Source organism: Neobacillus sp. WH10 (assembly GCF_030123405.1).
Classification (GTDB): Bacteria; Bacillota; Bacilli; order Bacillales; family Cytobacillaceae; genus Neobacillus.
This window is the reverse complement of sequence record NZ_CP126110.1, coordinates 506,978-529,988: the sequence shown is the minus strand read 5'-3', so window position 1 is coordinate 529,988 and position 23,011 is coordinate 506,978. Positions and strand designations below refer to the sequence as shown.

Here is a 23,011-nt window from a genome sequence, read left to right as displayed (position 1 = left end):
GTTCAAAAAGGTAATGTAAATTAAAGGAATGGACTATGTGTGAGAGGAGACTATCCCGTGAAACATTTCGTTATTGCCTTACTTTTATTAACCACTTTATCACTATCTGCCTGCAATTCGGTAAAAGTCCCGAAGTCGACAATGGGTCATAGTATGAGTGCCACACCAACAGATGTCGTACCGACAAAATCTGATTGGAAAATTGCGGATCATCCAAAAGCAAACGAGGATATTCCAATCTCCATTTTCATTAAGGATAAAGCCAATCAGCCAATCAAATCCTTCGAAACCGTTCATGAGAAAAAGATGCATTTATTCATCGTTAGTAAGGATTTAGCTTATTTTTCTCATATCCACCCAAATTATAAAGGAGACGGGGAATTCGCAATTACAACCGCTTTCCCAGCAGGTGGAGACTATAAGATTATTGCTGAATTTACTCCAAAAGGAGGCGGCGATAGCAGTATTGAAAGTCATTGGCAGCATGTAGAAGGAGAGGCAGCAAAGGAAGAACCCCTGGTTCCTGACCAAGAGCTTACCAAAGTGGTTGATGGAAAAAAAGTGTCACTCACGTTTGACCACCTTATGGCAGACAAGACTCTGCATATGACCTTTACGATCAGTGACGCAACAACCGATAAACCAATCAAAAATCTTCAGCCTTATTTAGGCGCCATGGGTCACACGGTTGCCATGAGTGCGGATGCTGAAAAATACTTACACATTCATCCGATGTCGACAGCAGGAAATGGCCCGAAGGTGATCTTTATGACCATTTTTCCTGAAGCTGGCGTCTATAAAGTTTGGGGACAATTTAAACACGAAGGTAAAGTATTTACTGTTCCATTTGTCATAAATGTCCCGCAAAAATAGCTTAAAAAAACCCCCTTCTCAAGCTGAGAAGGGGGTTTAATAGTCGAATTAGTACATTTCTGAAGTTGTTTTCGCCTGCATATGAAGCAATAAGTAGTCAGGGCCGCCTGCTTTAGAGTCAGTTCCTGACATATTGAAACCGCCGAATGGCTGATAGCCAACGATTGCTCCTGTACAAGAACGGTTGAAGTATAGGTTCCCAACGTGGAAATCTTCACGCGCTTGTTCTTGGTGTGCACGATTTTTCGTAATAACAGCACCTGTTAAGCCATACTCTGTATTGTTGGCAATTTCGATTGCTTCGGTGAAATCTTTTGCTTTTGTGAAACCAACCACTGGTCCAAAGATTTCTTCTTGCATAATGCGGGCTGTTGGAGAAAGATCAGCAATAACCGTTGGTTTGATGAAGTAGCCTTTAGAATCATCGCCTTCACCGCCAGCCATCAGCTTGCCTTCACCTTTGCCAATTTCAATATACTCCATAATTTTTCTGAAAGCATTATGGTCATTAACCGGCCCCATGAACGTACCTTGCTCTGCTGGGTCACCGACCGTTAATTGATTGGTTAATTCCACCACTCGATTTAACACTTGATCATAGACGTCTTCAACAATGACTGCACGAGAGCAGGCAGAACATTTTTGACCTGTGAAGCCAAATGCACCGGCAACGATAGATTGTGCAGCTAGTTCAAGATCTGCTTCACTGTCAACGACAATCGTATCTTTCCCTCCCATTTCGGCGATCAGGCGTTTCATCCAAATTTGCCCTGGATTCAATTTAGAAGAGCGTTCGAAAATACGAAGACCGACATCACGAGAACCTGTAAAGCTGATGAAACGGGTATCTTTATGGTCAACTAAGTAGTCGCCCACTTCAGCGCCACTTCCTGGAACGAAGTTTAATACGCCTTTAGGCAGACCTGCTTCTTCCATTACTTCTACAAATTTTGCAGCGACAATTGGTGTTGTTGAAGCTGGTTTTAATAATACAGTATTACCGGCAACAATTGCCGCAACCGTTGTGCCTGCCATAATTGCTAATGGGAAGTTCCATGGTGAAATAATGATGCCTACTCCTAATGGAATATAGTCGTAACGGTTAAATTCGTTTGGTCGGCTATTCACTGGTACTCCATCTTTTATAGCCAGCATTTGACGGCCATAATATTCAAGGAAATCAATTGCTTCAGCTGTATCTGCATCTGCTTCTCTCCATGGTTTACCTGCTTCCTTTGTTAAAAGAGCTGAAAACTCATGCTTGCGGCGGCGAATAATTGTCGCTGCTTTAAATAGAACATCTGCGCGGACTTCTGGCTTTGTTTTTTTCCATGTTTTAAACGCTTCAACCGCTGACTGCATTGCTTTTTCAGCAAGCTCCTGGTCCGCTTTGGAAACTCGGCCAATTACTTCTTCTTTATTAGACGGATTATAGGAAACGATTTTATCCTCAGTTGCAATTCTTTCGCCGCCGATTACAAGGTCATAATCCTGACCTAAATAACCTTCTACTGTTTCTAACGCCTTAAGATATGCCTGACGGTTTTCTTCAATCGTAAAATCGGTAAATGGTTCGTGCTTATAAGGTTGTATCATTTCTACCCCTCCTATGTATTAAAAACGTTTACATTCATAATTCTACATGAATCATTTCATACTATCAAATAAGAAAACATGGAAACGCGGTTTAAGGAACTTAGCATTTCCCGAAGTGCAATTAATAACAATAGAAAAGGGGAAGCGCTTGTTTAGCGAAGGCCACAAGCCGCTTAGCGCTCCTTGAAAAAGCTAACGCCTTCCTTCGTGGGAAGTATCGCTTCCGAAGCTTATTCTTATGGAACTGGACAATTCTCAACGTTCAATGAACAAATTCTAATATTAAAATAAAGACCCGGCAACAGCCGGATCTTATTGATAAATATGAACGAATGGTTCGTCTGCATTTGCCTTTCGAACAATCAGTGCTTCAGGGCCGTCAACAGAAGTAACACTTACCGAAACAGAAAGATACTTAGGAAAATGTTGCATCACTAAGCCTGCTACATATTGGGCAAAACCAATTCCCTCTGTTTTTCCATAGAATTGGATTGGAATGGTGATGTTTAATTCCTGAAGCTGATCCTCAACGTAAAAAGCTTTGCCAATGACACCATTAAAGTTTGGAAAATATTGTTCTACGTCCTGCTTAAAGTTTAAGAACGCAATTGTATCATCGCGGTGATCATTTTGAGCATCGGTTGACGGGAATAAATAGTATTTTTCATTTACTTTTTCCCAATCATTTAATTTTGAGCTCCCTTGATCAACCGTGGAATAGGCAAAAAATCTGCCTGGTGTCACAGAAGATTTGCTTTCTTGTTCAAATAAAGCAATTGTTATCGGTACATCTTTCAAAGTTTTTATATTTCTGGCTCGTTTCACCACTTCTTCAGCCAGTTTCTTGCCTTCCTTTTCCATTTCAGCAAAATCAATCTTTTTCTCGAAAGTGTCCCCATCTGGTGTTAATTTATAGTAATAGACTGAGTTTAAGGCAAGACCAATCGTAACGCCAGAGAGCGTAACATTCCCCTTATCATCTTTAGTTAGATAGTCATGCTCTAAAATATGAGCTAAATAGATTGGACTTGTTGGTTCACTGCCTTGTGCACTAGTATCAACAGGGTTTAAACCAATATTATCCTCCGGCTTGATATTTTTTTCCTTAAGCTGCTCATCCGTATACTGGCGGTTTAGCCACTGCTTAATGGTCTTTGCTTCAATTTTCTGACCTTCTTGAAAAAAATATTTTTCAGTATCAAAGCTTTTCTGGGCAATTCTCATTAGACCCATTTCAAACTCATTTAAGTCATATCTTGTATTAATATTATTGACGACCAAACCGCGTGCCTCTCCTGGTTTAAACGGCAGAATGGTCCGGTAATACTTGTCCGATATATTATAATTAGGAATAATCGTCTTCCCTTTTGCTTTCTCCTTTGTTTGGACAGCTTCATTTTGCTTTTGGAAGTTTGGTGCACAGGCACTCAACAAAAAAACAAGGGAGAGAGCGAGCAATGAGAATTTTCTCACGTCAATACACCTCTTATTTATTTAATTCTACTAAAAGCTTCTCTTCGTCCCACACTTCAATACCCAGTTCTTGTGCCTTCGTTAACTTGGAACCTGCATCTTCTCCTGCAATGACAAGATGTGTTTTTTTGCTAACGCTACCGGCAACATTGCCGCCAAGCGCTTCGATTTTTTCCTTCGCTTCATTTCGCGAAAGTTGCTCGAGCTTTCCAGTAAGAACAACCGTTTTTCCCGCAAAAATAGAATCGGATTCTGCAGCGGAAACAGGCTTTGCTCCTTTATATTCCATATTTACTCCGGCAGTGACTAGTTCTTTAATGAGCTCCTTCGCTTCCTCTTGTTCAAAAAAGGCAACGATGGAATCTGCCATTTTATCACCGATTTCATTAACCGCGATTAAATCCTCTTTCGAAGCTTCAGCAAGTTTTTCCATGGAAGAAAATTGTTGAGCCAGCGTTTTTGCCGCTTTTGCCCCAACATGGCGAATTCCAAGGCCAAATAACAGTTTCTCAAGGGAATTACCTTTTGAAGCTTCAATCGCCTTTAAAAGATTGGAAACGGATTTTTCGCCCATTCTTTCAAGGGCTAAAAGCTGTTCACGGGTAAGCTTATAAATATCAGCTACATCGCTGATTAATTTTTCAGTAAAAAGCTGACTGATTACCTTTTCTCCAAGACCATCAATGTTCATGGCATCGCGCGAGACAAAGTGAATCAAACCTTCGCGAATTTGGGCAGGACATTTTGGATTAATGCATCTTAATGCTACTTCACCTTCGAGACGGACAAGCTCGCTTTCACATTCAGGACAATGTGTTGGCATGTGGAAATCCACTTCATCTCCTGTCCGCTGATCCGCCAAAACATTGACCACTTCCGGAATGATATCCCCTGCCTTTTTAACCACAACTTTATCACCAATTTTAATATCCTTTTCACGGATTAAATCTTCGTTGTGCAAGGATGCCCGCTGTACGGTTGTTCCTGCAACCTTTACAGGCTCAAGCAGCGCTGTTGGTGTAACCACGCCTGTTCTTCCGACGCTTAATTCGATATCCAACAGAGTCGTGACTACTTCCTCAGCCGGAAATTTGTATGCAATTGCCCAGCGCGGGCTTTTTGCCGTTGTGCCAAGTTCCGCCTGCTGCTCTAATGAATCGACTTTGATAACTATTCCATCAATCTCATATGGAAGATGCGGACGTTTTTCCACCCAGCTATTCACATACGAGATGACATCGTCAATCGAAGCGCATTTTCTCCGCTCTTTATTTGTTTTAAAGCTGAGATGATCCAAGTAATCAAGGCCTTCACTATGGGAGATGACTCCACTTGCTCCTGTATTGCCAATCCCGTATAAAAAGACATCTAGCCTTCTCGATGCAGCAATTTTCGGATCTAGCTGTCTTAATGATCCGGCAGCTGCATTTCTTGGGTTGGCAAACAGCTCTTCGCCGCGCTCTTCTCTTGCCTGATTTAATACTTCAAAAGAGCGTTTTGGCATATAGGCCTCACCGCGGACCTCTAAAGAAACATTTTCCCGTAAGCGAAGCGGGATAGATTTAATGGTTTTTAAATTGGCGGTAATATCTTCACCGATGGTTCCGTCCCCTCGGGTCGCCCCTTGAACAAATAAACCATCTTCATATCTTAATGAAACTGCAAGGCCGTCAATTTTCAACTCACAAACATAGGAAAAGTCATCGCCTACTGCCTGACGAACCCGGCGGTCAAACTCCCTTAAATCTTGTTCGTTAAAAGCATTGCCCAAACTTAACATTGGTGTACGATGTACGACCTTTTCAAACAAGTCAAGCACTGCCCCGCCAACACGGACAGAAGGAGAATCAGGCGTTTTTAGCTCCGGAAACTTTTCCTCAAGTTCCAAAAGCTCCTGCATGAGCTTGTCATATTCTGCATCCGGAACAGTTGGTTGATCTAACACATAATATTCATAGCCATATTGATTTAATAGGCTCCTGATTTCAATAATTTTTTGTTCAGCCAGTTGAAAGTCCATATATCCAGCCCTTTCATTAGGTAATTCCCGCGCTTAAAATAAGCGCAATTGTTCCCGTATTAACGGGTTCGTTACGCCTTCTTAATTGGGGCAAATTTCGCCAATAGGCGTTTGATGCCAACAGGGCTCGGAAAGGCAATATCCAGCTCAGTTCCTTCTCCTTGGCCTTTTACACTTACGACTGTTCCAATTCCCCATTTACCGTGTTGCGCTTTATCGCCAACCTTCCAGCCGATTACCTCACCGCTGGAAGCAGCTGAAACTGGCCGCATGACCGGTTTTCTTGGTGAAGCTGGAGTTCCGAAAGAGCTTCTTGACGAACCAAAAGAGCTTCCTGTTGAACCAAAAGCTCTCCCACTAGAGCCAAACGGTGTATTCATCCGTTTCTCCGGTTCTACACCTTCGATTAAGTCTTCCGGTATTTCAGCGATAAACCTTGATGCCGGGTTCATATTGGTTCTCCCAAACAAGGTTCTCATTTGCGCATTTGTGATAAATAAGCTTTGCTCCGCTCTTGTAATCCCTACATAGGCTAGGCGGCGTTCTTCCTCCATCTCTGCTTCTTCCGTAAGGGAGCGGCTGTGCGGGAAGACGCCTTCTTCCAAACCAATCAAGAAAACAACCGGAAATTCTAATCCTTTTGCCGAGTGTAATGTCATTAGCGTGATGGAATCTGCTTTTTCCCCTTCGTCATCGAGCGAATCAATATCCGCCACTAGCGCTAAATCTGTTAAAAAGGCAACAAGGCTTTTATCTTCATTGGTATCTTCAAAATTCTTCGTTACGGATAAAAATTCTTCAAGGTTTTCTAAACGGCTTTGCGCTTCAAGTGATTTTTCCGCTTTAAGCATCTCCCGATAACCTGTCTTTTCCAGAATTTCCTCAACTAATTCTGTTACGGAAAGGAACTCTTGCATATTCGTATAGTTGCGAATTAAATTGTGGAATTCACGTGTTGCTTTTGTAATTTTCGGGCTTAGGCCGATTAATTCAACCGAGTCTAACGCTTTAAATAAAGAGATATCATGCATCGCAGCAAAATTAGCCATTTTATCAACCGAGCTTGAGCCAATCCCGCGTTTTGGTACATTTATCACTCTCTGCAAGCTAATATCATCGTCTGGATTAGAAATTAACCGCAAATAGGCTAGCATATCCTTGATTTCTTTTCTATCATAGAACTTAATACCGCCGACGATCGAGTATTCAATATTCGATTTAAGTAAAACTTCCTCCATAACACGTGATTGTGCATTTGTACGATAAAGAATCGCAATGTCTGAAAGTTTTTTACCATCTCGAGTTAATTCTTTAATTTTCCCAGCAACGAATTGTGCTTCTCCCTGCTCACTGTCAGCACGGTAGTATACTAGTTTATTTCCTTCAGGATTTTCCGTCCAAAGATTCTTTGCCTTACGGGTTAAGTTGTTTTCGATGACTTTATTGGCTGCAAGCAGAATTCTTTTGGTTGACCGATAGTTCTGCTCAAGGAGAATAACAGTTGCGTTCGGGTAGTCTTTTTCGAACGAAAGAATATTGGCGATGTCCGCACCGCGCCACCTGTAAATCGACTGATCAGAGTCCCCGACAACACAAAGATTTTGGAAACGATTGGCGAGCAATTTTACCAGCATATACTGCGCTCTGTTCGTATCCTGATACTCATCGACGTGAATATATTGAAACTTACGCTGATAATATTCAAGTACTTCCGGTACCCGCCCGAACAACTGAATCGTCATCATGATTAAATCATCGAAATCAAGTGCTTGATTCTTCCGTAACCGCTTTTGATATTCTGTGTATACATCACTTACGGTCTGTTCAAAATAACCACCGGCAGTTTTCGAATATTCTTCCGGATCGACGAGTTCGTTTTTAGCTGAGCTGATGGAGCCTAAAATCGCCCGTGGGTCAAACTTTTTCGGGTCGAGATTTTTGTCTTTTAGGATGCCCTTGATCACCGATTGCTGATCGGTCGTATCTAGAATCGTAAAATTCCGGTTAAACCCCATCCGATCGATATCCCGGCGTAAAATCCGTACACACATCGAGTGAAAAGTGGAAATCCAAATTTCTTCAGCTGCCCCGCCCATCATTTTTCCGATACGTTCCTTCATCTCTCTTGCTGCCTTATTTGTAAATGTGATCGCTAAAATGTTATAAGGGTTTACTCGTTTTTCAACGATTAAATACGCAATTCGATGCGTTAATACTCTTGTTTTTCCACTTCCGGCGCCCGCCATCAATAGAAGCGGACCGTCTGTCGCTTTTACAGCACTTTGCTGCTCCGGGTTCAGTCCGTTTAAAAGCTTATCTGTTAAAAATTGCAATTCTTCCACCACCATACACAAACATATGTTCTTATTTTAATTTTATCGTTCTTTTCTTTCTGAAGCAAATTCTATTTAACCGTTTTTACGGTTTCTAGTGCTTGATCAAAATCTTCATATATGGCATTTCCGACGACAATTACATCTGCATGCCTTGCCATCTCTGTAGCCTGTTCTATGGTAGTTATTCCGCCGCCATAAAAAAGAGTTGTTTTTTGAAGCATTTTTTTTACGTCCGCTACTAATAGAGGATCTCCATATTTACCGCTATACTCTAAATAAAAAATCGGCAGCTGAAACATTTTTTCAGCCATCATTGCATATGCCTTTACATCGTCGTTTGTTAATATTGCATTGGCGTTCGTCAGCTGTGCAGCCTTGCAATCCTCGTTTAAGATACAATAACCTTCCATCGCGAATTCTTCCCAATCCATGATCTCACCATATTCCTTTACTGCCTGATGGTGCAGCCCTGTGATCCACTTTGTATCACTGCTATTTAAAATCGTTGGAATAAAATACAGATCAAATCCAGGTGAAACGGTCTCAATGCTTGAGACTTCAAGGACACAAGGAACTGTATACCGACGAATTCTTGCCATTAAGTCGAGGACGTTTTCAAGTGTCACCCCGTCCGTTCCTCCTACGATTACTGCATCTGTCCCTGATTCGCAGATTTTTTCTAATTGATTGTCTGATATTACTTTATTAGGATCGAGTTTAAACACATGCCGCCACTTGCGAAAATCATACATTGAAAGAATCCTCCCACACATAGTCCATTTCACCATTATATCATTTGAGGAAAAGATAAAAAAATAAAACAATGAATCTAAATATAGAAATCATATCCAGCTAAAAAAACCGAAGAGCGTCTCTTCGGTTTAATTATTGTCTAGCTGCAGCGCCTATTGACTCGTCTCGTCGTATGCATGGCAAGGCGCTTCCGCTTTTCTTATTCTTTTGAAGCTGAGCTATTTTCATCTTTAATGCGTTCAAGTACCATTTCATACGTATCGTTTCCAAAGTTTAAACAGCGTTTAACACGTGAAATGGTCGCCGTGCTTGCTCCTGTTTCTGTTTCGATTTTATGATACGTGTTGCCTTCACGAAGCATTCTTGCTACGTCCAGACGCTGTGCTAACGATTGAATTTCATTGATGGTACATAAATCATCAAAAAAGCGATAGCATTCTTCCATATCCTTAAGTGAAAGAACAGCTTGAAATAATTGATCGAGTTCTTTTCCTCGTAATTTATTTATTTGCATATATCTTACCCCTTCAATTGATTAAAATCCCTATTTTACATTAAACGAAACACTCGTTTGCAGTCCAGGGTTTGTTGGTACAACATTTACCCATGTTTTTCCTTGTACGAAAGGAACTTCTTTTCCATTTTTCATCGGAACAATTCTGCCGTTCTTGTTCGCCCACTCTACTTCGCCCGCCTTACCCTTTTGCAATAAATAACCTTTTCCACCTGACTTTAAGTCAATTTTCTTATGCGCTACTTCATCGACTACTTGATGAGCCGTTTCGATGATAAAAATATTATCTAGCAAAATCTGTTCCTTTGAGTCTAAATCAATGGTTTGCTCTCCACCTGAAAATCGCTTATATTTGCCAAGTGTTTCATCATACTCGTAAACAGCATTTGATAGGGCATTTCTCGAATAAGATATCATCACCGATTTGGCATCAGATCCTGTTATATTTTTGCTTTCTTCATTCGACATAAATGTAAAGCTTGGAGGGCTTTTTACCATGGAATACTTTTTTTTCGCAGCGCCTTTTAGAACATTTTCATACGTGATATAAGAGTTATGAGGTGCTTTTCGCGAACTAGACCTTTTAAATAAAGTGCCATCATAGACCATTCCATTTATATTATCGACATAATTGCTTTCAAGCAATTTTCTTGCTTCCTCACTGTAACCGTGGGCAACATAAAAGGCATCCAGTCCTTTTGCAAGTTCAATATAATAAGCTCTTGAACTCCTTACTGGACCAATATTGTCTGGCTTTTCACTTTGAAAAACGGCCATAAAACGGGTAACATCACCTTCGGCTAGAAGCTCATAGACGATATCAGCTTTATGCAAACCAGATTGCGGTCTTGCTTTTGGATCATTATTAACCATTACAGCAATTGCTCTTCCATCCGTTTTGGCTTCCGAGCCAATACCTGTTAATGGGAAGAAATATGGGTTTTCTTTCTCTTCCTCTACATTTTTCTCTCCCTTATCAACTACTTTTTCTTTATCCGGTTGTTTTACCGTTTCTTTAGCGCTGCATCCAGATAGCAGCAAAAGGAAAGCCGCCAAGATAACCGTCCATTTTTTCATTTAATAAACACCCCAATTCATCTCCAAGCTGAGAAACACTTTCACGCTTTACCTCTTTACTTATCTACAGTTTAACGCATTATTGACGGAAAGAGTACTGTTTTATTCATAACATCGTACATTCCACGCTGTGTTATACGAATGTATGGCAAATGTGTGGCAGAGAAGAAGGCAAGACTATAAATAGGATCTGAAAATTTATAGCCCCGCTCTTCCAACTCTGCTAATAGTCTTTTTTCCTGCTCGATTAATTTTTCGATAGGGAGGTCTGACATTATTCCGTTTAATGTTAGCGGTACTTCACATACGACTTCGGCATTCTCCACCATGACAATGCCCCCGCCTAATTCTTTCATTCTATTAAAAGCATGGAGAATATCACGTTTGTTTTTTCCGATTAAAATAATATCTCCTGTATTGGAATAGGAACTGGCTAACGCCGGCAAGGATGTTGCGAATCCCTTTAATAACGTATTGATTCGCCATTTTCCGTTTCGATCAATCAATGTAAAAAAGCATTCATCATGGTCTGATGATAATTCATCTTCCGACGCATCAATGGAAATCGAATATGGTTTTGTGATAACCGAGTTTTCCATCTTAATCCCAAATGGCATCGAAAATTGTAAATCATCCAAGGCTAAATCCCAATCCAGTTTCATTGGTGTTAGCCCATATTGATTCCAGTTAACCAACGTATATGCATCGTCCACTTTCACTCCGTTCCGCTTTACCCATTTTCCCTTTGCCAAAACGGAAACCGGTGTTGGATTTTCAATACTTGATAAAAAGTTAATATTAGCAACGCGGCCAGTGGCAATATTACCATGTAAATGGTCAATGTTGTAATACCTAGCTATATTTACGGTGGCCATATTATAGGCATCAATGACAGGGACGCCTTTTTCAATAGCAATCCGAATCATTTGATCGTTCATTCCTTGCTCATAAAAAGTTGAAGATGAACCATCCGTATTAAATAGTAATCTATCATATGCCTCGATGCCTAATCGCTTCATATCGTCCAAAATCTGCGGTAAATCAGGGCGAATCGAAGAATATCGTAATGACACCATATAGCCTTGCATTAGACGATTATAGACTTCTTCACCTGTCATCGCTTCATGGTCACAATCGGCACCTAAAAGCATCATTTTCGCTAAGGTCTTTTCCGAAGCACCGGGAAAATGTCCTTCGATTTGCTTGCGCATCCGTTTTGCTTCTTGGATCCAATGAAGCATCATATCATCGCCATTAAGCAGTTTTGGCCACCCTGTTAACTCTCCCCCCTGCAGAACCGCATCATGCTCAAGCCACGATTTAACATTACTATGCGAAAAAATTTCTTCTTCATTCAATATTTCCGTTTGTGAATCAAATCGACTCCACCAAAACATCGTTGTTGGAATCGAACAAAGATCCCTTATTAACGAAAACGCTTCCCTTTTTTTCAAATGTAAAATCAATGCCATATTGTCATTAATTAGTGTAGTCGTTCCAAATTGAGATGCATAGGCAGCTAATGTTAGGGGATTATATAATTGAAATGGATGTGCATGAGGTTCGATGTATCCTGGGACAAGAATCTCATTTGTGCAATCAATAATTTCACATGTCTCCATATTTGGTGGTAGGCTCTCGCCAACATAAACAATCCGATCTTCATAAATCCAAATATTAGCTCTCATCCATTGGCGAAATGTCTGATTTAAATACAATGCATTCTTCAACAAAATGGTTGGAGATGTTTTCCCATCCAAAACGGATACATGCATGCGTAAGTGTCTATTTTTCCAGCGGTAGCGTTGTTCCAGCATACCATGTCCCTCCCTTTAAAAACTATCTATATAATAAGAAGTTGATTTAACAATAAAGAAAGCCCTTACAAAAATTTCTTTAGATACTATAGTATCATATTTTACTATTTAAAGCAGTAAAGAATTGATAAATATTGTAAAAATTTTGTGAAGGAGTGAACAATTTGAATATTAAACCAAATATCGGGATTTTAAACGCATTGATACGCATTACCTTTGGATTGACGATTCTTGCTTGGAGCACATCAAAGCTAGTCAAAAAGCCGTGGAGGGATTCCTATTTGTTTGTTGCCTTGTGCGGGGCAATGAAGGTAGCTGAGGGAATTGTCCGCTATTGCCCAGTAACTGCATTATGTGAAAGATGCCAGGAGATGATTCAAGAGTATAACCAGACACCGGATTCCTTGGATGGAATGGAAGGTATGACAAACATGGATGGAGATTCGGTTGTACCTTACAATCCTTCTTAAAATATGTTCAATTTGTTCATATAATTTGAAATTTGTTCATATCAGCTTCAACTTTGTTTATTTCGTTCCATATTTTGTTCATATAACTATAAAATTTGTTCATAATACCTTAAACTTTGTTCATATCTAAAAAAAACAATGATTTCACCACATTAAAAGTAAAGGGGCCGACCATTAAATGGTCAGCCTTTTATCGTTAGACGTGTTGAATTGCTTTTGTCCCTATATCTTTTCGATAAAAAACGTTATTACATGTTAATTTCCCTAACTCACGATACACTTTTTCTTGTGCTTCCCCCAGGGTTTCAGCCTTTGCTCCAACGAGTAGCACCCTGCCGCCAGCAGTGACAAACTCACCTAATTCATTTTTGCATGTTCCTGCATGAAAGGTAACTACTTCATCATTAAAATCAGCTAGCCCTGTCAGCACAGCACCTTTTTCATAAGCCTCTGGGTACCCTTTCGCTGCCACAACAACACCGACCATCGGCTGCGCATCCCATACGAGTTCCGGGCTTTTTCCATCCAACAACTCTAAAATCACTGAAACTAAATCTGATTTTAACCTTGGTAAAATCACTTGTGTTTCCGGGTCGCCAAAGCGGGCATTAAATTCGATTACCTTAGGTCCGTCTGCTGTTTTTATCAAGCCTGCATATAATATTCCACAAAAACTACGGCCTTCTTGCACCATCGCTTTTGCAGCAGGAATCAGTACAGTACGAACCGCTTCCTGAACGGTTTCTGTACCAATCTGTGGTACCGGTGAATAAGCTCCCATTCCACCGGTATTTGGCCCTTGGTCGCCATCAAATGCTCGCTTATGATCTTGTGCAATTTCCAGCGGCACGACCACTTCCCCATTCACAAAAGCCATTAACGAAAATTCCTCACCGCTTAAAAACTCCTCAATGACGACGCGGGAAGAAGCTGCTCCAAACTTTTCATCAACAAGCATTTCCTCAAGACTTGCCACCGCTTCATCTTTTGTTAAAGCAACTATAACACCTTTCCCCGCGGCTAACCCATCTGCCTTAATTACAATAGGTGCACCTTTTTCCTCCACATATTGACGAGCAGCTTCAAATGAGGTAAAAACAGCATAATCTGCCGTTGGAATCTGGTATTTTTTCATCAATTCTTTCGCAAATGATTTACTTCCTTCAATCTCAGCTGCAGCTTTTCGCGGGCCAAACACAGGCAAACCAGCCGCTTCAAATTTGTCAGAAAGCCCTGCAAGGAGAGGGACCTCAGGCCCGATAATTGTTAAAGCCACTTCTTGTTCTTTAGCAAATTGAATTAGTCGTTCATGCTGAGATTCCTCAATCGAAACCAGTTCCGCCACATCTGTCATTCCAGCGTTTCCAGGGGCTGCAAATACTTTTTCAACCAGCTTGCTCCCGCTTACCTTCTGACAGATTGCATGCTCTCGCCCGCCTCGGCCAATGATTAGTACCTTCATCCATCACACCTCGTTTAATGTTTAAAGTGTCTTACGCCTGTAAACACCATGGCAATTCCGTATTCATCTGCTTTTTGGATTGAATCCGTATCACGAATCGACCCGCCTGGTTGAATGATTGCCGTGATTCCTGCTTTTGCCGCCGCCTCGACGGTATCATTCATTGGAAAGAAGGCATCGGAGGCAAGTGCCGCACCTTCTGCTTTTTCACCTGCCTGCTTTAAGGCAATTTCAGCCGAACCTACGCGGTTCATTTGTCCAGCGCCAATTCCTAAAGTCATGTCTTCACTTGAAACAACAATAGCATTCGATTTTACATGCTTCACGACTTTCCAGCCCAGTTTCAACGCTTCCCATTCAGCATCTGTCGGCTGTCTCTTCGTCGGAATGGTAATCTCTCCGTCCTCAAGTGAATAGCGGTCTTGATCTTGCACAAGCAATCCGCCTTCAATCGTCGTCATTTTCCTTTCAGCCTTTTTCGTTTCGTCAAACGAAATCGTTAGCAGGCGAAGATTCTTTTTACCTTTTAAAATGGCTAACGCTTCATCTGAGAAAGACGGTGCGATAATAATTTCTAAGAAAATTTCATGAAGCTTAGATGCTGTTTCCGCATCCACTTCACGATTAAAGGCAATAATGCCGCCAAATATAGAAACTGGGTCTGCCGCAAATGCCTTAGTAAAAGCATCAAACACTGTTTTACCTGTCCCGACACCGCATGGGTTCATATGCTTCACCGCCACGGCAGCAGGTTCCGAAAATTCCTTCACTATTTGTAGTGCCGCATCGGCATCATTGATATTGTTATAGGAAAGTTCTTTGCCATGAAGCTGTTTGGCATAAGCAATCGAAACAAGAGAACCAAGTGGTTTTTTATAAAATGCTGCTTGTTGATGCGGATTTTCCCCGTAACGTAATGTTTGCTTTAATTCATACGTAACAGTTAATTTTTCTGGTGTTTCTTCCTGAGCGAGCTCTGTCATGTACTCAGCAATTAAGGCATCATATGCTGCTGTGTGACGGAACACCTTGGCAGCCAGTTTTCTTCTTGTTTCAAGCTTCGTTTCACCATCAGCTTTTAATTCTGCAATCACAGTCGGATAATCAGCTGGATCGACTACAACCGTAACATATTGATGATTTTTCGCTGAAGCACGGAGCATGGTTGGTCCGCCAATATCAATATTCTCAATCGCATCAGCAATGGTTACATCCGATTTTTCAATCGTTTGCTGGAAAGGATAGAGATTAACGCAAACAAGCTGGATGGGTTCAATTCCATGTTCCATGAGCTGCTTTTGATGGTCTGCATCATCCTGTTTCGCCAGCAATCCTCCATGAATATACGGATTTAACGTTTTAACACGTCCCTCTAAAATTTCGGGAAAGCCAGTTACATCACTAACACTAAGAACAGGTATCCCTTGTTCTTGAAGCATTTTTTTCGTGCCGCCGGTTGAGATAATTTCAAAGCCTAGACTGACTAGCTCGCTTGCAAATTCACTAACCCCGCCTTTGTCAGAAACACTAATAAGTGCGCGCTTTTTCTTCATTTGTAACCTCTCCTTGTGTTAAAAGCATGTGTAGAATTGAAGGATATAACTTATGTTCAATCGTTTGAATTTTCTTTTGTAAGCTTTCTCTTGTTTCATTTTCTGCTATCCGGATTCGCTCTTGGACAATAATTGGTCCTGTATCCATGCCTTCATCAACAAAGTGGATGGTCACACCAGTCCATTTTGCTTTCGCGGCAAGTGCTTGACCAATAGCGTCTTTTCCTGGAAATTCTGGAAGCATTGATGGATGGATATTCACAATTCGTCCTTCATATACTTTTAGTAATGTTGACCCAATCAGACGCATATAGCCGGCTAGTACAATAAGGTCTACATTCAAATCCTGCAGCAGCGCAGCTATCTCTTTTTCATAATCCGCCTTACTGGGAAAATCTTTTGCTTTAAAAATAAAACAAGGAACTTCATTTGCTTTTGCTCTTTCAATGGCAAAAGCTCCCGGCTGATCGCAAACTAAAAGGGAAATTTCTGCAGGCAGCATACCAGCTTGAATCACATCGACGATAGCCTGAAAATTACTGCCGCTGCCTGAGGCAAACACTGCTATCTTTTTCATCGGCGGCCACCAAATCTTTGAATCTGAATTCCTTCTTGCTCTGAAACGACTCCGATTTCATAAGCCGTTTCACCAAAATCTTTGAAATGCGCCATTATATCAGCCGCATCTTTTTGGTCAACAGCGATGACCATACCAATTCCCATGTTAAAAATATTGTACATCTCTTGATACTCAATTTGACCAACCTCAGAGATCAATTTAAATATAGACGGAATTTGCCAGCTTTTTTCGTTCAGCTCTGCACCAAGTCCAGCCGGCAGCATCCGCGGGATATTTTCAATAAAACCGCCGCCAGTAATGTGGGCCATCCCTTTGAGTTGGAATTTTTTCAATGCCGCCAAAATTGATTTTACGTAAATTTTAGTTGGTTTTAATAATTCTTCTCCTAATGTACACCCAAGTTCATCGACAAACTCGATTAACGACCAGTTGTTAAACACTTTTCTAACGAGTGAGTAGCCATTGCTATGGATCCCGCTTGAAGCAAGGCCAATCAGGACATCCCCCGGCTTAATTGTTTCCCCTGTTATCAATCTCTTCTTTTCACAAGCGCCTACCGAAAACCCAGCAAGATCGTATTCCTCTTCACGATAAAGACCTGGCATTTCCGCTGTTTCACCACCAATTAAGGCACAGCCTGCCTGCTCACAGCCGTCAGCAATTCCTTTGACAATCGCCTCAATTTTTTCAGGAATTGCTTTGCCGCATGCAATATAATCTAAAAAGTAAAGCGGTTCTGCTCCTTGGACAACGATATCATTGACACACATCGCTACCGCATCGATTCCAATCGTATCGTGACGGTCCATCATAAACGCAATCATCAGTTTCGTGCCAACGCCATCGGTGCCTGACACCAGTACCGGCTCCTTTAAGCCAAGTGTAGATAGATCAAACATGCCTCCAAAGCCGCCGAGACTTCCAATCGCCCCAGTCCTGGCTGTCCGCTGTACATGTTTTTTCATCCGCTCAACGGCTTCATAGCCTGCTTCGATATTTACTCCCGCTTGTGTATACGCATTTGCCAAGACCGTCACCCCTTTTGATAATAATACTGTAGTGTATCTGGATAGATTTCTGTAGGATAATTTCCGTTAAAGCAGCCGAGGCAAAAACCATTTATGCCTTCTGGGTCAAGTGCCTTTACCAAGCCAGCCTCACTTAAAAATGTTAAAGAGTCTGCTCCAATCAGCTGGCGAATTTCCTCGACCGACTTATCAGAAGCAATCAATTCTTCTTTTGATGACGTATCAATTCCATAGAAGCACGGATTTTTTATCGGAGGGGAACTAATCACCACGTGTACCTCTGTCGCTCCGGCATCTTTCAGCATGGTAACAATTCTTCTACTTGTCGTGCCACGAACGATTGAGTCGTCGACCATAATAACCCGTTTCCCTTCCACAACACCGCGAACCGGAGACAGCTTCATTTTTACTCCCTGCTCCCTGAGTGACTGGGAAGGCTGGATAAAGGTTCTGCCGACATATTTGTTTTTGATTAATCCCATTTCATACGGTATCCCCGTCGCTTCTGCATAGCCGATCGCCGCTGAAATACTGGAATCTGGCACTCCTGTCACAACATCCGCATCAATTGGCGCCTCAATTGCCAGCCTTTTTCCTAATTTTTTGCGGGCAGTATGGACATTGACACCTTGAATATTACTATCTGGTCTTGAAAAATAGACATACTCCATCATGCAGATCGCTTTTGTTGAGCTCATCGCAAATCGCTCTGACATAAGTCCATTTTCGTTAATAATTAACAGTTCGCCTGGCATAATGTCGCGGATATATTCAGCACCGATTACATCAAAAGCACATGTTTCCGATGCCACCACATAAGCATCTCCAAGGCAGCCAAGCGAAAGCGGTCTTAGACCGTGAGGGTCAAGAGCTACCATTAATTCTGTTTCCGTCATAATTAAATAGGCATAAGCCCCCTTTAACATGGACAGCGCATTTTTCACCTGTTCCTTCATTTGGAGAAAACCGCTTCTTCTAATTAGATGGGCTAATACCTCAGTGTCTGAACTTGTTTGAAAAATACTTCCCTGTGCTTCAAGCTGATGTTTTAAGTAATTGGCATTCACAAGGTTGCCATTATGGGCAAGGGCAAGGCTGCCATTTTGCGAATGGAACAGCAGGGGCTGGACATTTTCATAGCCGCCGCCCCCTGCTGTAGCATAGCGGACATGACCGATTGCTGCAGACCCTGTTAATTGGGACATCGCTTCTTCTGTAAAAATTTCTGCCACGAGCCCTTCACCCTTGGCCCCTTTAAGGGTTTTACCATCAGAGACAACGATGCCGGTACCCTCCTGGCCGCGGTGCTGCAGGCTGTGAAGCCCGTAATAGGTTAATTGGGCGGCATCCTGATGTCCAAAGACACCAAAGATGCCGCATTCTTCGTTTAATCCCTTGATTTCAGCAAGCATGGGATCGCCCCTTTCCAGGCAGCTTTTAATTCATCAACTGAAGACTCAAGAACAGGAACAGTTCCATTTAGAACTCGCAATGCAGCCGATTCATTCACTTCACCGATAAGACTCGCGTCTACTAAACTTTCAAACTCTGCTTGATGTTCTTTTTTTACTGATAAAAGAAAACGTGATTGTGTTTCACTGAATAATGCAGAAATTGAATCTCCTGTTATATTCACATCAGCCCCAAGCCCTTCACCTGCAAAAAGACATTCTGAAAGGGCAACAGCTAAACCGCCTTCTGACAAGTCGTGTGCAGATTGAATCAATCCAGCACGAATCGCAGCTAGAACCTGGCGTTGTCTTTCTTTTTCCATTTCAATATTTAATTCTGGTGCTTTTCCGGAAATTTTTCCGTTCAACAATTTTTGCAGCTCACTGCCGCCAAATTCCGGTTTCGTTTCCCCGACTAAATAAATAAGGTCGCCGCTTGTTTTAAAATGCTGAGTTGTAATATGGTCTAGGTCTGTTATAAGTCCAACCATTCCAATAACAGGTGTGGGGTAAATCGCTGTACCGCTTGTTTCGTTATATAATGATACGTTTCCGCCGATAACAGGTGTTTCAAGGACACGGCAGGCTTCACTGATTCCATCGGCTGATTTTTCAATTTGCCAGAATACCTCTGGCTTTTCAGGATTCCCAAAATTCAAGTTATCGGTAATTGCTAATGGTTCTGCACCAGAACATACAATGTTACGGGCAGCTTCTGCGACAGCAATTTTTCCACCGGTTTCTGGATCCAAATACACATAACGGGAATTACAATCCGTGGTCATCGCTAGTGCTTTACGGGTCCCTCTAATACGGGTTACAGCAGCATCTGAACCTGGTGATACAACTGTGTTGGTGCGCACCATGTAATCATATTGCTCATAAACCCATTCCTTGCTGGCAATGGTAGGCTGGCTTAACAATTTTAATAATGTATCCTTGAGGTCATTGACCTTTGGTACTTCATTTTCCATCGCTTGGAATTCAGCAAAGTAGGCTGGTTCTTTGGATGGTTTGTGATAAACCGGTGCATCCTCAGCCAATGCATCGACTGGCAGGTCAGCAACCACTTCCCCTTTATGGAACAGGCGGAATTGTTTATCGTCCGTTACCTTTCCAATTGCAACAGCTTCTAAATCATATTTTGAAAAAAGATCCTTGATCTCTTGTTCTCTGCCTTTTTTCACGACAATGAGCATCCGTTCCTGTGATTCAGACAGCATCATTTCATAAGCAGTCATTCCGGTTTCGCGTTGCGGAACAAGGTCTAAATTCATCTCGATGCCCATCCCGGCTTTGCTGGCCATTTCTGAAGAAGAGCTGGCGAGTCCCGCGGCACCCATATCCTGAATCCCAACAAGAGCATCCGAATGGATAAGCTCCAAGCATGCTTCTAACAACAGCTTTTCCATGAATGGGTCGCCGACTTGAACCGCTGGGCGATTTTCATCGGACTGCTCGGTTAATTCTTCAGAAGCAAATGTTGCACCGTGAATTCCGTCACGGCCAGTCTTTGCACCTACATACATTACGGTATTGCCAAGACCGTGAGCCTGACCTTTTTTAATATCTTCATGATTTATCAGACCGACACACATCGCATTGACGAGAGGATTTCCATCATAGGACGGGTCAAACTGCACCTCACCGCCGACTGTAGGAATCCCGATGCAGTTGCCGTAGCCGGCAATACCTGCGACTACTTCTTTAAATAAATAGCGCACTCTGGCTGTATCCAGTTCGCCAAAGCGAAGCGAGTTTAGCATGGCAATTGGACGTGCGCCCATCGAAAATACATCACGGATTATTCCGCCGACGCCGGTGGCAGCGCCTTGGTATGGTTCAATTGCGGATGGGTGGTTATGGCTTTCAATTTTAAACACAACCGCCTGACCGTCGCCGATATCGACAATTCCGGCACCTTCGCCGGGACCTTGAAGAACTCTTTCACCAGAGGTTGGGAATCTTTTTAGAACCGGCTTCGAGTTTTTATAACTGCAGTGCTCCGACCACATTACCGAGAAAAGGCCTGTTTCAGTATAATTCGGTGTACGGCCGAGAATCGATTCAATCATTGTGAATTCTTCATCTGACAAACCCATTTGCTGATATAGTTTCTGTTCTTTGATTTGTTCTGGATTTGGTTCAAGCGTTAACAACATTTGCTTCCCTCCATGTCTTCACAATCGATTGAAACAATTTTAGTCCGTCGGCACCGCCGAGCAATTCATCTACCGCTCTTTCCGGGTGCGGCATCATTCCAAGAACATTTCCTTTTTCATTTGTGATACCCGCGATATCAGCAAGACTTCCGTTCGGATTTTGCTGATAGGTAAACACGATTTGGTTATTTTCCTTTAATTGAGCGAGCGTTTGCTCATCACAATAGTAATTTCCTTCACCATGGGCGACCGGAATCGTAATGGTTTGGCCTTGTTCGTATTCAGCAGTAAATATCGTTCTGTTGGTTTCTACTTTTAGTTCAACTGGTTTGCAAATAAATGATAGACTTTCATTCCGTCTCATTGCACCTGGCAGTAAGCCTGCTTCAAGAAGGATTTGGAATCCATTGCATACCCCAAGAATTGGCTTGCCAGCTTCGGCTGCTTTTACAACTTCTTTCATTACGTTGCTAAAACGGGCAATCGCTCCCGACCTTAGATAGTCGCCATAAGAAAAACCGCCTGGCAGGAGAATCCCGTCATATTCAGCCAAGCTTTCAGTATCGTGCCACACATATTCGACTTCCTCGCCAAGTTCATCTTGAATCGCATGAAACATATCGACATCACAGTTCGAGCCCGGAAAAACAATAACCGCAAATTTCACTGGGCGACACACTCCTCTACCTCATAGCGGTAATCTTCAATAACTGGATTGGCTAACAGTTTCGTACAAATCTCGTTTACGACTTCATCAAGGTCGCGATCTGATTTTTCAATCGTGAGTTCCATATATTTGCCGATGCGGACATCGGTTACTTCTTGATAATTTAACGAATTTAATGAATGAGTTACAGCCTTGCCTTGTGGATCTAATACACTTTCTCTCAATGTAACGTATACTTTGACTTTAAACATGCTGATGACCTCCAAGTCTTATTAAAATCGTTTCATATGCATCTGTTAAACTTCCTAAATCACGGCGGAATACATCTTTATCCAGCTTTTCATTTGTTTTTTGATCCCATAAGCGGCATGTATCAGGAGAAATTTCATCAGCTAATAAAATTTGTCCCTGTACGTCTTTGCCAAACTCAAGTTTAAAATCGATTAAGTTTATGCCTAGTTCTGCAAAAAAGCTCGATAAAACCGCATCTACTTCCAGCGCTTTTTCTCGTAAAATACTAATCTCTTCGGCTGTCGCCGCTTTTAGTTCAAGGATATGATCCACTGTTACCAGCGGGTCACCCAGTGCATCATCTTTCAAATAAAACTCAACTATTGGTGCTGAAAGCGGCGCCCCTTCTTCGATTCCCAATCTTTTTGAAAAACTGCCAGCGGCCACGTTACGAACCACTACTTCTAGCGGAATGATGGTTACTTTCTTCACCAGCTGCTCCGTTTCGGAAACTCTTTTGATAAAGTGTGATTCAATTCCTTGTTCTTTTAGCTTTAAAAATAACAAACTAGTAATCTCGTTATTGAGTCGGCCTTTACCAGTGATTTCTGCTTTCTTTTCTCCGTTAAAAGCGGTGGCTGAATCTTTGTATTCAACTAATACAACATTTTCTTCATCTGTTTTGTAAATTCGCTTAGCTTTTCCTTCATAAAGCAGTTCTTTCATGGTGAATCACTCCTTATTTTCAATATTGGGAATCTTTCTAATAAAGAAGGGGCACGTAGTCATCTAACTGTAGCCTCACTTCTGTTTTTTTATCTAATTTCAATCACTAAGAACCTTTATTGTGACCGTCTGCTCACCTTTTTTCTGTTTACGGTCACAATTATTGTTTTTTGTGACCGTAAACCCTCTTTTTCCTAGCTCATGGTTACAATTACCTGCTTT

Annotated in this window: 19 protein-coding genes; 2 read left to right on the top strand and 17 right to left on the bottom strand. The window is 41.8% G+C overall.

Annotated elements, in window-relative coordinates:
- The first annotated feature begins 57 nt into the window (after window positions 1–57).
- Complete coding sequence (locus QNH20_RS02600; RefSeq protein WP_283921375.1) at window positions 58–873, top strand: DUF8832 domain-containing protein; 816 nt, start codon at window positions 58–60, stop codon at window positions 871–873.
- A gap of 48 nt (window positions 874–921) precedes the next feature.
- Here the strand turns inward: QNH20_RS02600 and pruA are convergent, their stop codons facing one another.
- The 8 genes from pruA to QNH20_RS02560 form a co-directional block, all read right to left on the bottom strand.
- A complete protein-coding gene (gene pruA, locus QNH20_RS02595; RefSeq protein WP_283921374.1) occupies window positions 922–2,469 on the bottom strand; it encodes an L-glutamate gamma-semialdehyde dehydrogenase in 1,548 nt (515 codons plus the stop codon).
- Between the two features lie 312 nt (window positions 2,470–2,781).
- Window positions 2,782–3,942 (bottom strand): CamS family sex pheromone protein, encoded by a 1,161-nt coding sequence (locus QNH20_RS02590; RefSeq protein WP_283921373.1) that lies wholly within the window; start codon window positions 3,940–3,942, stop codon window positions 2,782–2,784.
- 13 nt (window positions 3,943–3,955) lie between these two features.
- Window positions 3,956–5,962 (bottom strand): NAD-dependent DNA ligase LigA, encoded by a 2,007-nt coding sequence (gene ligA, locus QNH20_RS02585; protein ID WP_283921372.1) that lies wholly within the window; start codon window positions 5,960–5,962, stop codon window positions 3,956–3,958.
- A 71-nt stretch (window positions 5,963–6,033) separates the two neighbouring features.
- Window positions 6,034–8,295 carry a DNA helicase PcrA gene (gene pcrA / locus QNH20_RS02580; protein ID WP_283921371.1) on the bottom strand — a complete coding sequence of 754 codons (2,262 nt, stop codon included), beginning with the start codon at window positions 8,293–8,295 and terminating at the stop codon, window positions 6,034–6,036.
- 71 nt (window positions 8,296–8,366) lie between these two features.
- Window positions 8,367–9,050 (bottom strand): heptaprenylglyceryl phosphate synthase, encoded by a 684-nt coding sequence (pcrB, locus tag QNH20_RS02575; RefSeq protein WP_283921370.1) that lies wholly within the window; start codon window positions 9,048–9,050, stop codon window positions 8,367–8,369.
- A gap of 200 nt (window positions 9,051–9,250) precedes the next feature.
- Complete coding sequence (locus QNH20_RS02570; RefSeq protein WP_283921369.1) at window positions 9,251–9,565, bottom strand: YerC/YecD family TrpR-related protein; 315 nt, start codon at window positions 9,563–9,565, stop codon at window positions 9,251–9,253.
- A gap of 30 nt (window positions 9,566–9,595) precedes the next feature.
- Window positions 9,596–10,642, bottom strand: coding sequence for a DUF3048 domain-containing protein (locus tag QNH20_RS02565; protein ID WP_283921368.1), 1,047 nt, complete (start codon window positions 10,640–10,642; stop codon window positions 9,596–9,598).
- A 71-nt stretch (window positions 10,643–10,713) separates the two neighbouring features.
- Window positions 10,714–12,459, bottom strand: coding sequence for an adenine deaminase C-terminal domain-containing protein (locus QNH20_RS02560; protein WP_283921367.1), 1,746 nt, complete (start codon window positions 12,457–12,459; stop codon window positions 10,714–10,716).
- Window positions 12,460–12,623: 164 nt separating this feature from the next.
- Here QNH20_RS02560 and QNH20_RS02555 point away from each other — a divergent pair, with 164 nt between their 5' ends.
- Window positions 12,624–12,929 (top strand): YgaP family membrane protein, encoded by a 306-nt coding sequence (locus QNH20_RS02555; protein WP_283921366.1) that lies wholly within the window; start codon window positions 12,624–12,626, stop codon window positions 12,927–12,929.
- A gap of 196 nt (window positions 12,930–13,125) precedes the next feature.
- On the opposite strand, the gene purD is transcribed toward QNH20_RS02555, so the two are convergent.
- The 9 genes from purD to purC are packed head-to-tail and all read right to left on the bottom strand — an operon-like array spanning window position 13,126 to window position 22,789.
- Entirely contained in the window at window positions 13,126–14,391 is a 1,266-nt protein-coding gene (gene purD, locus QNH20_RS02550; RefSeq protein WP_283921365.1) for a phosphoribosylamine--glycine ligase, read from the bottom strand.
- A gap of 14 nt (window positions 14,392–14,405) precedes the next feature.
- The gene (gene purH, locus QNH20_RS02545) at window positions 14,406–15,944 is read right to left on the bottom strand and encodes a bifunctional phosphoribosylaminoimidazolecarboxamide formyltransferase/IMP cyclohydrolase (RefSeq protein ID WP_283921364.1); all 1,539 of its coding nucleotides are present in this window, start codon (window positions 15,942–15,944) and stop codon (window positions 14,406–14,408) included.
- Window positions 15,919–16,521: a phosphoribosylglycinamide formyltransferase gene (gene purN, locus QNH20_RS02540; RefSeq protein ID WP_283921363.1), complete on the bottom strand. Its 603-nt coding sequence runs from the start codon at window positions 16,519–16,521 to the stop codon at window positions 15,919–15,921. The genes purH and purN overlap by 26 nt, the downstream gene beginning before the upstream one ends.
- Window positions 16,518–17,552: a phosphoribosylformylglycinamidine cyclo-ligase gene (gene purM / locus QNH20_RS02535; protein WP_283921362.1), complete on the bottom strand. Its 1,035-nt coding sequence runs from the start codon at window positions 17,550–17,552 to the stop codon at window positions 16,518–16,520. The genes purN and purM overlap by 4 nt, the downstream gene beginning before the upstream one ends.
- Window positions 17,553–17,557: 5 nt before the next feature.
- Window positions 17,558–18,964, bottom strand: coding sequence for an amidophosphoribosyltransferase (purF, locus tag QNH20_RS02530; RefSeq protein WP_283921361.1), 1,407 nt, complete (start codon window positions 18,962–18,964; stop codon window positions 17,558–17,560).
- Entirely contained in the window at window positions 18,940–21,165 is a 2,226-nt protein-coding gene (gene purL / locus QNH20_RS02525; RefSeq protein WP_283921360.1) for a phosphoribosylformylglycinamidine synthase subunit PurL, read from the bottom strand. The genes purF and purL overlap by 25 nt, the downstream gene beginning before the upstream one ends.
- Window positions 21,149–21,832 carry a phosphoribosylformylglycinamidine synthase subunit PurQ gene (gene purQ, locus QNH20_RS02520; protein ID WP_283921359.1) on the bottom strand — a complete coding sequence of 228 codons (684 nt, stop codon included), beginning with the start codon at window positions 21,830–21,832 and terminating at the stop codon, window positions 21,149–21,151. Before purQ ends, purL begins: the two co-directional genes overlap by 17 nt.
- Entirely contained in the window at window positions 21,829–22,083 is a 255-nt protein-coding gene (gene purS / locus QNH20_RS02515) for a phosphoribosylformylglycinamidine synthase subunit PurS (protein ID WP_283921358.1), read from the bottom strand. The genes purQ and purS overlap by 4 nt, the downstream gene beginning before the upstream one ends.
- Window positions 22,076–22,789, bottom strand: coding sequence for a phosphoribosylaminoimidazolesuccinocarboxamide synthase (purC, locus tag QNH20_RS02510; RefSeq protein ID WP_283921357.1), 714 nt, complete (start codon window positions 22,787–22,789; stop codon window positions 22,076–22,078). The genes purS and purC overlap by 8 nt, the downstream gene beginning before the upstream one ends.
- Between the last annotated feature and the right edge of the window lie 222 nt (window positions 22,790–23,011).